This is a genomic window from Naasia lichenicola (genome assembly GCF_004801885.1).
In the GTDB taxonomy this organism is placed as follows: domain Bacteria; phylum Actinomycetota; class Actinomycetes; order Actinomycetales; family Microbacteriaceae; genus Naasia; species Naasia lichenicola.
The window spans coordinates 369,514-383,284 of the sequence record NZ_SSSM01000004.1 but is presented as its reverse complement, the minus strand read 5'-3'; the positions used below and the strand labels follow the sequence as shown (position 1 = coordinate 383,284).

Here is a 13,771-nt window from a genome sequence, read left to right as displayed (position 1 = left end):
TCCACCGTCGTACTCGAAAAGGGTATTCATGACTTCCTTGCAAACGAAGACGCCCGCCGTGGCCACGGCACCGGCGCAGCCGCCGAAGGTGCCCAAGGCACCGAGATCGGCGAACACCACTCGGCTCATCGTCGGGGGCGCGGCCGTCCTCCTGGCGGTCGCCTTCATCGCGCTCATCACGTCGCCCCCCAACGACGACGCTCGGCCGGTCTCACTCGGCTTCTCGCTCAACAGCCTCTTCCGCTGGATGGGCGGCCTCAACCCGATCGTCCAGATCCCGATCATCCTGGTGATCTTCGGTCTCGTCGTGGCCCTCATCCTGCTGCTCATCGAGTTCGCCCCTCGCGCCGGCAGGGGGTACTTCTACGCGCGCCTCGCCGCCTGCTTCGTGCTGCCGGTGCTCGCCTTCATGCTGCTGCGTCCGTATCAGAACGCCCTGATCTGGGTGCTCGCCATCGCGCTGATCGTCGGCGCGCTGCTCTTCTTCGCCGACTATCGGTCGAGGCAGGGGGCCGGGTACCTCTTCCAGCTCGTCACGTTCATGACGCCCGCTGTCCTGCTGCTCACCATCGGCCTCATCTATCCGACCGTCGCCACGATCTACCAGTCGTTCTTCGACAAGACGTCGCAGACGTTCGTCGGACTCGACAACTACTTCTGGGTCTTCGCGAACCCCGAGGGCTTCTGGTCCGTCGTCAACACCCTGATCTGGGTGCTCGTGGCTCCCGTCTTCTCGACGATCGTCGGTCTCGCCTACGCGGCCTTCATCGACAGGGCGAAGGGCGAGAAGTACCTCAAGAGCCTCGTCTTCATGCCGATGGCGATCTCGTTCGTCGGCGCCGGCATCATCTGGAAGTTCATCTACGACAACCGCCAGGGCGAGCAGGTGGGTCTGCTCAACGCCATCATCACGGCCTTCGGCGGACAGCCGGTCTCGTGGCTCGACGCCCAGCCGCTGATCAACACCTTCCTGCTCCTGGTGGTCTTCATCTGGACGCAGACCGGGTTCGCGATGGTGATCCTGTCGGCGGCCATCAAGGGCGTCCCGACGGAGCAGATGGAGGCGGCGGAGCTCGACGGCACGAACGCCTGGCAGCGCTTCACCAACGTCACCGTCCCGGGCATCCGGTCCTCGCTGATCGTGGTGCTGACCACCATCGCCATCGGGTCGCTGAAGGTCTACGACATCGTCGCGGTGATGACAGGTGGACGTGCCAACACGACCGTGCTCGGCTTCGAGATGGTCAACCAGCAGCAGCGGTTCCAGAGCTACGGCCACTCCGCGGCGCTCGCCGTCGTGCTGTTCCTCTTCGTGCTGCCGCTGATCATCTACAACGCCAACCAGATGCGCAAGCAGAGGGAGATCCGATGATCGCCGACACTCTCATCGACGACAGGTCGAAGCGGCAGATCGCTCGGGCGAACGCCAAGAGCGAGAAGACGGCGCAGGCGCGACTGACCTCGCGAGGTGCCACCATCGTCGCGGTCATCATCGCGATCTTCTGGACGATCCCGACCTTCGGCCTCTTCGTCACCTCGTTCCGGCCAGGAGCGGACACGCAGTCGACCGGATGGTGGACGGTCTTCACCGACCCGTCGTTCACGCTCGACAACTACTCGCAGGCTCTCAACTCGGGAGGAACGGCCCTCACCCTGGCCCAGTCCTTCATCAACTCCCTCGGAATCACGATTCCGGCCACGGTGTTCCCGCTCGTCATCGCCTCGCTCGCGGCATACGCCTTCGCGTGGATCGACTTCAAGGGCAAGAACATCGTCTTCGTCGGTGTCTTCGCCCTGCAGATCGTGCCCATCCAGATGGCACTCGTCCCGCTGCTCAGCCTCTTCTCGAAGGGGCTGACCGTCAACGGCGTCGGCATCTTCCCGGGGTTCGAGCTGCGGGATGCGGAGCACAGCTTCGCGACGGTGTGGATCGCGCACGCGATCTTCGCCCTTCCGCTGGCGATCTTCATGCTGCACAACTTCATCTCGGAGATCCCGGGCGAGGTCATCGAGGCGGCACGGGTGGATGGAGCAGGGCACGGGCAGATGTTCTTCCGGATCGTGCTGCCGCTCGCGACGCCCGCGATCGCGTCGTTCGCGATCTTCCAGTTCCTCTGGGTCTGGAACGATCTGCTCGTCGCGACGATCTTCGCGCCGTCGTCGTCGCTCCCGCTCACGCAGACGTTGAACTCCCTGTCGGGCACATGGGGCAATCAGTGGTTCCTGCAGTCCGCGGGTGCCTTCATCTCGATCATCGTCCCGCTCATCGTCTTCTTCTCCCTGCAGCGCTTCTTCGTACGCGGCCTGCTGGCGGGCGCGACGAAGGGCTGATCGCCTCGAGCCCTCGTCGGGAGCAATCCCGGCGAGGGCTCCTCCGACTCTCCGACGCGAGCATCCGCGGCGTCCGCTCACAGCGTGCCGCAGGTGACGCCCCTGTCGGGGGCGCGATCTAGGCTCTAGGTCGTGAGCATGGGCAGCCGGGGCGCGAGGGTGAGGAACCCGGTCTCCGGCAGCGACGCCGAGGCTCAGCGCCGCGCCAATGCGGACGCACCCAAGGTCGAGCATCTTCTGCGCCGCATCTCGCACCTCTTCATCCCGCACCGGCCAGCGCTCGTCCTGACGATGGCGCTGGTGCTGGTCGGCGCCGGGCTCACCGTGATCCCGCCTCTGCTCACCCAAAAGGCCTTCGACCTCGGGCTGTTCCCGGCATCGGGCGGGCCGAACGTCCCGCTGCTGTTCGAGCTGGTCCTGCTGATGATCGCCGTCTGGGTCGTCTCGGCGCTGCTCGGCGTCTGGCAGACCTACCTCACCGCGTCGGTCGGCAACAAGGTGATGGGCGCCATGCGCGTCGACCTCTTCCGTCATCTCCAGGCGATGGAGCTCGGCTTCTTCACCCGCACGAAGACCGGCATCATCCAGAGCCGCCTCGCCAACGACGTCGGCGGCGTCGCCAGTGTGCTGAGCAACACCGTCTCGAGCGTGCTCGGCAACACGGTCACGGTCATCGCCGCCTTCGTCGCCATGCTGCTGCTCAGCTGGCAGCTGACCATCGTCTCGCTGATCCTGCTGCCCGCCATCGCGTTCGCCCAGCGTCGGGTCGGACAGGTGAGGGCGCGGATCGCGACCAAGACGCAGGAATCGCTGTCCGACATGACCGCGATCACCCAGGAGACGCTGAGCGTCTCGGGCATCCTGCTCGCCAAGAGCTTCGGCAGGCAGGGCAGCGAGACCGAGCGCTACGCGGCCGAGAACCGCAACCAGATCATGCTGCAGGTCCGGCAGGCCATGAGCGGGCAGGGATTCTTCGCGTTCGTCCAGATCTTCCTGTCGATCGTGCCCGCCGTGGTCTACCTCATCTCCGCCTACCTGATCGTGGGCGGCGCGGACATCACCGCAGGGACGATCGTGGCCTTCACGACCGTGCAGGCCCGTCTGCTCTGGCCGCTGCTCGGACTCATGCGGGTCGCGCTCGATCTGCAGACCTCCGGCGCGCTGTTCGCCCGGATCTTCGAGTACTTCGACCTGGTGCCCGCCATCCGCGATCGCCCGGGCGCGGTGGTGCTGAGCCCCGACGACCGGCTCGGATCGGTAGAGTTCCGCGACGTCGAGTTCTCCTATCCAGGCCAGTCCGAGCGCGGCGGCAGCACGCTGCGAGACGTCTCGTTCGCGGTCGAGCCCGGCCAGCACATCGCCTTCGTGGGTCCGTCCGGCGCGGGCAAGACCACCATCAGCTACCTCATCCCGCGCTTCTACGACGTGACCGGGGGCAGCATCCGGTTCGCCGGGCACGACGTGCGGGACATCGCCCAGGAGTCGCTGCTCGACTCCATCGGCATAGTCAGTCAAGAGACCTATCTCTTCCACGCCACGATCCGCGAGAACCTCCGCTACGCCAAGCCGAACGCCACCGACGAGGAGATCCGCCGAGCGGCGCGGATGGCCAACATCGCGGACACGATCGAGTCGTTTCCCGACGGCTACGACACGGTCGTCGGCGAGCGCGGATACCGGCTGTCCGGCGGCGAGAAGCAGCGGATCGCGATCGCCCGGGTGATCCTCAAGGACCCGGCCGTGCTCGTGCTCGACGAGGCCACCAGCGCACTTGATTCGCTCTCCGAGCGGGCGGTGCAGGAGGCGCTCGACGAGGCGTCCGTCGGGCGCACGACCATCGCCATCGCGCATCGCCTCTCGACGGTCGTCGATGCCGATGTCATCCACGTCGTCGAGGGAGGCCGGATCGTCGAGAGCGGACGCGCGGCCGACCTCCTCGACCTCGACGGCCCGTTCGCCCGCCTGGCCGCCCGCCAGCCCTAGCCCCACCCCTCAATGTGTACGTTCCGGCCCAGTACCTACGTAATTTCGTAGGTATCGGCCGGTTTCGTGCACATGAGCGACTGTGGAAGACTGTGGCCGTGACCTTCTCGCTCCCGTGTTCGTGTCGGTAATCCCCCACCCCACCGTCACACGCGCCCGCACCTCGAAGCAGGCGCTCGAGCAGAGAACTCCCAGATGAAGATCGCGAACTCCGTGCTGGACCTCATCGGCCGCACGCCCCTCGTCAAGCTCAACCACGTCACCGACGGCATCGCCGCCACCGTGCTCGTCAAGGTCGAGTACCTGAACCCGGGTGGATCGAGCAAGGACCGCATCGCGGTCAACATCATCGACGCGGCGGAGCGAGAGGGGAAGCTCAAGCCCGGCGGGACCATCGTCGAGCCGACCTCCGGCAATACCGGCGTTGGACTCGCCCTCGTCGCGCAGCAGCGCGGCTATCGCTGCGTGTTCGTGCTGCCGGACAAGGTCGGGGAGGACAAGCGCGCGGTGCTCCAGGCCTACGGCGCCGAAGTTGTGGTCACCCCGACCGCGGTGGCGCCGGACGATCCCACCTCCTACTACAGCGTGTCCGATCGGCTCGCCCGCGAGATCCCTGGGGCCTTCAAGCCCAACCAGTACTCCAATCCGAACGGTCCACTGTCGCATTACCAGACCACCGGACCCGAGATCTGGGCGGACACCGACGGGACCATCACGCACTTCGTGGCCGGCGTCGGCACAGGCGGCACGATCAGCGGATCCGGCAGGTACCTCAAGGAGGTCTCGAACGGCCGCGTGCAGGTGATCGGCGCGGACCCCGAGGGCTCCGTCTATTCGGGCGGCACCGGGCGCCCGTATCTCGTCGAGGGGGTCGGCGAGGACTTCTGGCCCACGGCCTACGACCCCTCCGTCGTCGACCAGGTCATCGCGTCATCCGATCAGGAATCGTTCGACCTCACCATCCGGCTCGCCCGCGAGGAGGGCCTGCTCGTTGGCGGCTCGAGCGGGCTCGCCGTCTCGGTCGCCCTCAAAGCGGCGAAGCATCTGCCCGCGGATGCGGTCGTCGTGGTGCTCCTGCCGGACGGCGGCCGCGGCTACCTCGGCAAGATCTTCAACGACACGTGGATGCGGTCCTACGGATTCGCACGGGTCACCGAAGACCGCACGGTCGCCGATGTCGTCAAGGCGAAGACGGGCCGACTGCCCGACCTCGTCTACGCGCTGCGGGATCAGACCGTCCGCGAGGCGATCGCCGCGATGCAGCAGTACGACGTCTCCCAGCTGCTGGTGCTCGCCACCGAGCCGCCCGTCGTGATGGGCGAGGTGCTCGGAGCACTCGACGAGCGCGAGCTGCTCGAGCTCGTCTTCAGCGGCAAGGCGTCGCTCACCGATGCGATCGGTCCGCTCGTCGGTGCCCGACCCGGCCTGATCGGCGCCAATGAGCCGGTGTCGGCGGCCCGCTCCGCGCTGGGGCATGCCGATGCTCTGCTCGTCACGGACGGCGGGAAGCCCATCGCGGTCGTCACCCGCTACGACCTTCTCAGCTTCATCACCGACTGAATCGGCTCCGCCGACTTTCCCCTCGCTCGCAGCCTCCGCCCTTCGACGGAGTCGTCCGTCACAAGGAGTCCCATGCCCGAGTCCACCTCCGATCTCGGCTTCCTCAGCCGCGCGATCCACGCCGGCCAGCAGTTCGATCCGACCACCGGCGCCGTCGTGCCCCCGATCTACCAGACCTCCACCTTCGTGCAGGACGGCATCGGCGGCTTCCGCGGCGGCTACGAATACGCCCGCAGCGGCAATCCGACCCGTGATGCGTTCCAGACGCAGATCGCCTCGCTCGAGTCCGGCGCCTTCGGCACCGCCTTCTCCTCCGGCCTCGCCGCGGAGGACGCGCTGCTGCGGGCACTCCTGGTGCCCGGCGACCACGTCGTGCTCGGCAACGACGTCTACGGCGGCACCCACCGTCTCATCTCGAAGGTCTTCGGCTCGTGGGGCATCGAGGTGAGCACCGTCGAGATGGCGGATCGCGACGCCGTCCGCGCGGCCATCCGACCCACCACGAAGATCCTCTGGGTGGAGACCCCGAGCAATCCGCTGATGAAGATCACCGACATCGCCCTCCTCGCAGAGCTCGGACACGAGGCGGGCGTCACCGTGGTCGTGGACAACACGTTCGCGTCCCCCTACCTGCAGCGTCCGCTCGAGCTCGGCGCCGACGTCGTGGTGCACTCGACCACCAAGTACCTGGGCGGACACTCGGACGTCCTGGGCGGCGCCGTCGTCACGAACGACGAGGAGCTCAGTGAGAAGGTCCGCTTCCTCCAGTTCGCCACCGGCGCGGTGCTCGCGCCGTTCGAGGCGTGGCTGACCACCCGTGGTGTCAAGACGCTCGGACTGCGGATGGAGCGCCACTCGTCCAACGCGCAGGCCGTGGCGGAGCACTTCGCCGAGCATCCGGCCATCGAGCGGGTGTACTACCCCGGCCTGCCTGAACACCCGGGTCACGAGCTGGCCTCCCGACAGATGCGTGCCTTCGGCGGCATGCTGTCGGTCGCGCTGAAGGGCGGGGGAGCGGCGGCCCGCGCCTTCGCTGAGTCCACGAAGCTGTTCCAGCTGGCCGAGTCCCTCGGCGGAGTCGAGTCGCTGATCGGCTACCCGTCCGAGATGACACACGCCTCGGTCCGCGGCACCGACCTCGAGGTGCCAGAGACCATCGTGCGGCTGTCCGTCGGAATCGAGGACATCGCCGACCTCATCGCCGACCTCGAGCAGGCCCTTCCGCGCTGAGCCGGACGCGCGACCAGGCGTCCGCTCGCGCCGACGAGCACAGCTGTCACATTCACGTCACATCAAGGGGTCATAATGATTCCCGCGCGGTCATGTGACCGTGCACATGGTTCGTGGGACGTCAGTGGAGACGAATGTGACAGGCGATGTGACAGCGCGAGCCGCGTCCATCCGTGACGTCGCACGGCGCGCCGAGGTCTCTCATCAGACCGTATCGCGGGTGCTCAACAACCACCCGAGCATCCGCCCTGAGACCAAGCAGCGCGTGCTCGACGCCATCGAGGAGCTCGGCTACCGTCCGAACCGTGCGGCCCGCATGCTCGTCACCAGCCGGTCGCGCACCATCGGCATCCTGTCCTCGAGCCGCACCCAGTACGGGCCGGCGGCGAGCATCCAGGCCATCGAGGTGGCGGCGCGCGCCTCCGGCTACTCCGTCGTCACGTCCAACCTCCTGACCACCGACGAGGGCGCCATCCTCGCCGAGGTCGACCACCTCGTCGACCAGGCCGTCGAGGGGATCGTCGTCATCGCGCCGCAGGTCCGCGTGCTCGACGTGCTCTCCTCCCTCGCTCTCCGCGTCCCCTACGTCACGCTGCAGATGACCGATCGGGTGATCACCCACGCGCTCTCGTTCGACCAGATCGCCGGCGCCCGAATGGCCACCCAGCACCTCATCGATCTCGGCCACCGTCGGATCTACCACCTCGCCGGGCCGCAGGACTGGATCGAGGCGGAGGCGCGGATGAAGGGCTTCCTGCAGGCGATGAGCGACAACGACGTGCCGACGACGGCGCCGATCCTGGGGGACTGGACGGCCGACTTCGGCTATCGCGCCGGCGTCGAGCTCCTGCGCTATCGCGACTTCACCGCCATCTTCTCTTCCAACGATCAGATGGCGCTCGGTCTCATGCATGCGGTTCGCGATGCCGGCCTCGACTGCCCGCGGGACGTGAGCATCGTCGGATTCGACGACATCCCGGAGGCGCGTCACTTCAGCCCGCCGCTGACGACGGTCCGGCAGGATTTCCCCGAGCTGGGACGGCGCGCCGTCGCCCTGCTGCTGGCGCAGCTGGACGGAAGCGAGGATTACCGCGAGACGATCGTGCCCGAGCTGATCGTGCGGGGAACGACGGCGGCTCCCGCCTTCTGAAGACGCCGGTCCTCCCCGGCCGGATACCTGATGAGGCCTTGGTTTTCGGTCGTTACCGTACCGAGACAATGTCGAGTTGACAGGAAGTGCAGCGTCAGGCGTATTCTGATGCGCGGTCGATGTGACCGTTCACATCGCTGGTCCGGCCTGAGGCCCGATCGGCGCAGCAACAAGACGAAGAGGTCTCCGCAGGGTGACAGCAGCAATTCCCGCCTCCGCAGCACGGCAGCCGATCGGCATCCGTGTCCTCGGCGTCGACGACACCCCCTCGTCGGTCGGGGGGAAGGCGTGAGCACATTCAGCCCCGAGATCGAGGTCGCCATCGCGCGCACCCGCGCCGACGTCGCTGCGCTGCACGATGAGCTGATCCGCTGGGGTCTCGTCATCTGGACCGGCGGGAACGTCTCGGGCCGCGTGCCCGGCGCCGACCTGTTCGTGATCAAGCCGAGCGGCGTCAGCTACGACGACCTGGCCCCCGAGAACATGATCGTCTGCGACCTCGACGGCGCAGTCATACCCGGCACCCCGGGCAGCGAGAACTCGCCCTCGAGCGACACCGCGGCGCACGCGTACGTCTACCGGAATATGCCGGAGGTCGGCGGGGTCGTGCACACCCACTCCACCTACGCCGTCGCCTGGGCAGCTCGCGCCGAGCCCATCCCCTGCGTCATCACCGCGATGGCCGACGAGTTCGGCGGCGAGATCCCCGTCGGGCCGTTCGCCATCATCGGCGACGACTCGATCGGCCGGGGCATCGTCGAGACGCTCACGGGCCACCGCTCCCGCGCCGTGCTCATGCGCAACCACGGGCCGTTCACGATCGGCAGGAACGCCAAGGACGCGGTCAAGGCCGCCGTCATGGTCGAGGACGTCGCGCGCACGGTGCACATCGCCCGTCAGGGTGGCGAGCTCATCCCCATCCCTCAGAGCGCGATCGACTCGCTGTTCGACCGCTACCAGAACGTCTACGGCCAGGCCCCCGAGGGCGCCCTCGCCGCCGCGAGCACCGCATCAGGAGATCCACTGTGACCCGCATCACCCCCGACCTCGCCGCCTACGAGGTCTGGTTCCTGACCGGGAGCCAGGGCCTGTACGGCGAGGAGACCCTCCGTCAGGTGGCCGAGCAGTCGCGCGCCATCGCCGACGAGCTGGGCGCGGGCGTCCCGGTGACCGTTGTCTGGAAGCCGGTGCTCACCGACAGTGAGTCGATCCGCCGGGCCACGCTCGACGCCAACGCGGACGATCGGGTCATCGGCCTCATCACCTGGATGCACACCTTCTCGCCCGCCAAGATGTGGATCTCGGGCCTCGAGGCGCTGCAGAAGCCCCTCCTCCACCTGCACACGCAGGCGAACGTCGAGCTGCCCTGGGGCGAGATCGACTTCGACTTCATGAATCTCAACCAGGCCGCTCACGGCGACCGGGAGTACGGCTACATCCTCAGCCGCCTCGGCATCCCGCACAAGATCGTCGTCGGCCACGTCTCCGACGCGGTCGTCGTCGGGCAGGTCGAGTCCTGGACCCGCGCCGCCGCCGGCTTCGCCGCCGTCCGCTCCCTCAAGGTCGCCCGCTTCGGCGACAACATGCGCTACGTCGCCGTCACCGAGGGCGACAAGACCGAGGCCGAGCGCCGCCTCGGCGTCCAGGTCAACACGTGGGGCGTCAATGAGCTGGCCGACGCCGTCGACGCCGTCTCCGAGGCCGAGGTCGACGCGCTCGTCGCGGTCTACGACGCCGAGTACGACGTGGTCCCCGAGCTGCAGGCGGAGGGCGCACGACGCGAGTCGCTCCGCGACGGCGCACGGATCGAGCTGGGCCTGCGATCCTTCCTCGAGGCGGGCGGCTTCGGCGCCTTCACCGACAGCTTCGAAGACCTCGGTCGGCTCAAGCAGCTGCCCGGCCTCGCCGTCCAGCGCCTGATGGCGGACGGCTACGGCTTCGGCGGCGAGGGCGATTGGAAGACCGCCGTCCTCGTGCACGTCGCGAACGTGATGGGATCGGGCCTCCCCGGCGGCGCGAGCCTGATGGAGGACTACACCTACCACCTGACGCCGGGCAGCGAGCTCATCCTGGGCGCCCACATGCTCGAGGTGAACGCGGCCCTCAGCTCCAAGAAGGCCAGCCTCGAGATCCACGCACTCGGCATCGGCGGCAAGGAGGACCCGGTGCGCCTGGTCTTCACCGCAGACGCGGGCCCCGCGGTGGTCGTCGCCATGTCCGACATGCGGGACCGGTTCCGCCTCGTCGCCAACGTCGTCGAGAACGTCGACCTGCCCGAGCCCATGCCGAACCTGCCCGTCGGTCGCGCGATCTGGAAGCCGGCTCCCGACTTCCGCACATCGGCGTCGGCCTGGCTCGTCGCGGGAGCGGCTCACCACACCGTGATGAGCAACGCCGTCGGCGTCGAGGTCTTCCGTGACTTCGCCGTCATGGCGGGCATCGAGCTCCTCGTCATCGACGAGGACACCACCCTCGCAGGGTTCCAGCGCGAGACGCAGTGGAACGCGGCGTACTACCGGCTGAAGGAGGGGATCTAGCCACCCCCGACACAGATTTCCGTCCGAGCGCACCCGCGCCCGAGCGAGAAGACCTCGAGTCCATCGGGCCCGAGACACCAGAGATGCTGCAGACATGGGCGTCCCTAGCAATCAGCCTTAACAGGCACATGAGAGGAAACACAGTGAAGAAGAGAGGAATCGTCGCCCTGCTTGCAGCGGGAGCGATCGTTGCCTCGCTGTCTGCGTGCGCAGGCGGCGGAACCACCGGTGGCAGCTCGTCCAGCGGAGCCGATGAGGGCGGCGGACAGCTCGTCGGCATCGCGATGCCGACCCAGCAGTCCGAGCGCTGGATCCAGGACGGCAACGCCCTGAAGGAGCAGCTCGAGGACCAGGGCTTCACCACGGACCTGCAGTACGCCGAGGATGACATCCCCACCCAGATCAGCCAGATCGAGAACATGATCACCAAGGGCGCAGTCGCCCTGATCGTGGCGGCCAAGGACGGCTCCGCGCTGACCACGGTCCTCGAAGAGGCAGCCAGCCAGGACATCCAGGTCATCGCCTATGACCGCTTGCTCGTCAACACCGACGCGGTGAGCTACTACGCCACGTTCGACAACTTCCTTGTCGGACAGCAGCAGGCGTGGTCGGTCCTCAACGGCCTCGGCCTCACCGAGCTCGACGGAACCCCGATCGACGGCGCACCCGCCGGTCCGTTCAACATCGAGCTGTTCGCCGGTTCGTCCGACGACAACAACGCCACGTTCTTCTTCAACGGAGCGATGGACGTCCTCCAGCCCCTCATCGACGCCGGCACGCTCGTCGTCAAGTCGGGCCAGACGGACTTCAACGTCGTGGCCACGCAGGACTGGCTGGGCGCCAACGCCCAGGCCCGCATGGAGGACCTGCTCACCAAGAGCTACTCCGACGGCAGCAAGGTCAACGCCGTGCTCTCGCCCTACGACGGCCTGAGCCGTGGCATCGCATCGGCCCTGAAGGACAACGGCTACGCCGTCGGCGCCGGATGGCCGATCATCTCGGGTCAGGACGCAGAGGTTCTCTCCGTCCAGTACATCGAGACCGGCGAGCAGTACGCGACCATCTTCAAGGACACCCGCGACCTCGCGGCCCAGGCCGTGAAGATGACCGTTGCCGTCCTCAACGGCGAAGAGCCCGAGGTCAACAACACGACCGACTACGACAACGGTGTGAAGGTCGTTCCTTCCTACCTGCTGCAGCCGGTCACCGTGGTCAAGGACAACATCACGACCGCACTCATCGACACCGGCTACTGGACCCAGGCCGAGATCGACGGCGCCAAGGCGGAGTAACACACTCCACCCGCACCAACAGCACCACCGACCGGGTGCGCCGCGTTCCGCGCGACGCGCCCGGTCAGCACCACCTACCCGGTGGTGGGGAATAGGCTCCTCACCACCGGGTTCCCCCACGACGACGTAGCAGGAAGCGGTATTCGGATGACCACCAACATCCTCGAGATGCGCAACATCACCAAGGAGTTCCCTGGTGTGAAGGCTCTCCAGAACGTGACGCTCAACGTCGCGCGCGGCGAGGTGCACGCCATCTGCGGCGAGAACGGCGCCGGCAAGTCCACGCTGATGAAGGTCCTCTCCGGCGTCTACCCCTTCGGCACGTACGAGGGCGACATCGTCTTCGAGAACGAGACCGTGCAGCTCGGCAACATCCGCGACAGCGAGGCCAAAGGCATCGTGATCATCCACCAGGAGCTCGCGCTGAGCCCGCACCTGTCGATCGCCGAGAACATCTTCCTCAACAACGAGATCAAGGGCCGCTTCGGGCTCATCGACTGGGGAAAGGCCAACCAGGAGGCGCAGAAGCTCCTCGCCCGCGTCGGCCTGCGCGAGAAGGCCACCACCAAGATCTCCGACATCGGCGTCGGCAAGCAGCAGCTGGTCGAGATCGCCAAGGCGCTCTCCAAGGAGGTCAAGCTGCTCATCCTCGATGAGCCGACCGCCGCCCTCAACGACGAGGACTCCGATCACCTTCTCGACCTGATCCTCAGCCTCAAGGGCCAGGGCATCACGAGCATCATCATCAGCCACAAGCTGAACGAGATCAAGAAGATCTCCGACTCCGTGACCGTCATCCGCGACGGCAAGACGATCGAGACCATGAACCAGGAGGAGATCACCGAGGACCGCATCATCAAGGACATGGTCGGCCGGGATCTCGAGCACCGGTACCCGGACCACACGCCGAACTTCGGCGAGGAGATCCTCCGCGTGGAGGACTGGACCGCGCACCACCCCACCGATCCGACGCGCGTGGTCGTCGACCACGTCAACCTCAACGTGCGGCGCGGCGAGATCGTCGGCATCGCAGGCCTGATGGGCGCCGGCCGGACCGAGTTCGCGATGAGCCTCTTCGGACGCACCTACGGATCGAAGATCACCGGCAAGGTCTTCAAGGCCGGCAAGGAGATCAAGACCCGCACGGTCACCGAGGCGATCGACAACGGGCTCGCCTACGCGACCGAGGACCGCAAGAACTACGGCCTCAACCTCATCGAGGACATCAAGCGCAACATCTCGATGGCATCGCTGAAGAAGCTCGAGCGCCTCGGCCTGATCAACGACGGCGAGGAGTTCACCGTCGCGAACCAGTACCGCAAGAGCATGAACATCAAGGCTCCGTCGGTGCTCTCGAAGGTGGGCAAGCTCTCGGGCGGCAACCAGCAGAAGGTCGTCCTGTCGAAGTGGATCTACTCCAACCCCGACGTCCTGATCCTCGATGAGCCCACCCGCGGCATCGACGTCGGCGCGAAGTACGAGATCTACACGATCATCAACCGGCTCGCTTCGGAGGGCAAGGGCATCATCGTGATCTCCTCCGAGCTGCCCGAGCTGCTCGGGATCTGCGACCGGATCTACGCGCTGTCCGAAGGCCGGATCACCGGCGAGGTGCCGATCGCGGAGGCCTCACCCGAGGTCCTCATCAAGTACATGACCATGGAATCGCCCCGCTGAGGCGGCGCGCT

Annotated in this window: 10 protein-coding genes; all 10 read left to right on the top strand. The window is 66.9% G+C overall.

All coding sequences use genetic code 11. The features are described 5' to 3' along the window. The first annotated feature begins 28 nt into the window (after positions 1 to 28). Positions 29 to 1,372, top strand: coding sequence for a carbohydrate ABC transporter permease (locus tag E6C64_RS09930; RefSeq protein WP_136427335.1), 1,344 nt, complete (start codon positions 29 to 31; stop codon positions 1,370 to 1,372). Further along, complete coding sequence (locus E6C64_RS09925) at positions 1,369 to 2,331, top strand: carbohydrate ABC transporter permease (RefSeq protein WP_136427334.1); 963 nt, start codon at positions 1,369 to 1,371, stop codon at positions 2,329 to 2,331. Before E6C64_RS09930 ends, E6C64_RS09925 begins: the two co-directional genes overlap by 4 nt. A 138-nt stretch (positions 2,332 to 2,469) precedes the next feature. Next, positions 2,470 to 4,314, top strand: a complete 1,845-nt coding sequence (locus tag E6C64_RS09920; protein ID WP_136427541.1) for an ABC transporter ATP-binding protein — start codon at positions 2,470 to 2,472, stop codon at positions 4,312 to 4,314. A gap of 195 nt (positions 4,315 to 4,509) precedes the next feature. Next, the gene (locus tag E6C64_RS09915) at positions 4,510 to 5,874 is read left to right on the top strand and encodes a cystathionine beta-synthase (RefSeq protein ID WP_136427333.1); all 1,365 of its coding nucleotides are present in this window, start codon (positions 4,510 to 4,512) and stop codon (positions 5,872 to 5,874) included. A 72-nt stretch (positions 5,875 to 5,946) separates the two neighbouring features. Then, positions 5,947 to 7,104: a cystathionine gamma-synthase gene (locus E6C64_RS09910; RefSeq protein ID WP_136427332.1), complete on the top strand. Its 1,158-nt coding sequence runs from the start codon at positions 5,947 to 5,949 to the stop codon at positions 7,102 to 7,104. 106 nt (positions 7,105 to 7,210) lie between these two features. Further along, positions 7,211 to 8,254, top strand: coding sequence for a LacI family DNA-binding transcriptional regulator (locus tag E6C64_RS09905; RefSeq protein ID WP_136427540.1), 1,044 nt, complete (start codon positions 7,211 to 7,213; stop codon positions 8,252 to 8,254). Positions 8,255 to 8,542: 288 nt separating this feature from the next. Next, a complete protein-coding gene (locus tag E6C64_RS09900) occupies positions 8,543 to 9,283 on the top strand; it encodes an L-ribulose-5-phosphate 4-epimerase (protein WP_136427331.1) in 741 nt (246 codons plus the stop codon). After that, complete coding sequence (gene araA / locus E6C64_RS09895) at positions 9,280 to 10,791, top strand: L-arabinose isomerase (protein ID WP_136427330.1); 1,512 nt, start codon at positions 9,280 to 9,282, stop codon at positions 10,789 to 10,791. Before E6C64_RS09900 ends, araA begins: the two co-directional genes overlap by 4 nt. A 143-nt stretch (positions 10,792 to 10,934) precedes the next feature. After that, positions 10,935 to 12,083, top strand: a complete 1,149-nt coding sequence (chvE, locus tag E6C64_RS09890) for a multiple monosaccharide ABC transporter substrate-binding protein (RefSeq protein WP_269846377.1) — start codon at positions 10,935 to 10,937, stop codon at positions 12,081 to 12,083. Between the two features lie 147 nt (positions 12,084 to 12,230). Beyond that, positions 12,231 to 13,760 carry a multiple monosaccharide ABC transporter ATP-binding protein gene (mmsA, locus tag E6C64_RS09885; RefSeq protein WP_136427328.1) on the top strand — a complete coding sequence of 510 codons (1,530 nt, stop codon included), beginning with the start codon at positions 12,231 to 12,233 and terminating at the stop codon, positions 13,758 to 13,760. The last annotated feature ends 11 nt before the right edge of the window (positions 13,761 to 13,771 follow it).

Excerpts from the sequence above, each read along its gene's own strand:
- E6C64_RS09930 (WP_136427335.1), top strand. The coding sequence starts at position 29 with ATGACTTCCTTGCAAACGAAGACGCCCGCCGTGGCCACGGCACCGGCG.
- E6C64_RS09925 (WP_136427334.1), top strand. The coding sequence starts at position 1,369 with ATGATCGCCGACACTCTCATCGACGACAGGTCGAAGCGGCAGATCGCT.
- E6C64_RS09920 (WP_136427541.1), top strand. The coding sequence starts at position 2,470 with ATGGGCAGCCGGGGCGCGAGGGTGAGGAACCCGGTCTCCGGCAGCGAC.
- E6C64_RS09915 (WP_136427333.1), top strand. The coding sequence starts at position 4,510 with ATGAAGATCGCGAACTCCGTGCTGGACCTCATCGGCCGCACGCCCCTC.
- E6C64_RS09910 (WP_136427332.1), top strand. The coding sequence starts at position 5,947 with ATGCCCGAGTCCACCTCCGATCTCGGCTTCCTCAGCCGCGCGATCCAC.
- E6C64_RS09905 (WP_136427540.1), top strand. The coding sequence starts at position 7,211 with ATGGTTCGTGGGACGTCAGTGGAGACGAATGTGACAGGCGATGTGACA.
- mmsA (WP_136427328.1), top strand. The coding sequence starts at position 12,231 with ATGACCACCAACATCCTCGAGATGCGCAACATCACCAAGGAGTTCCCT.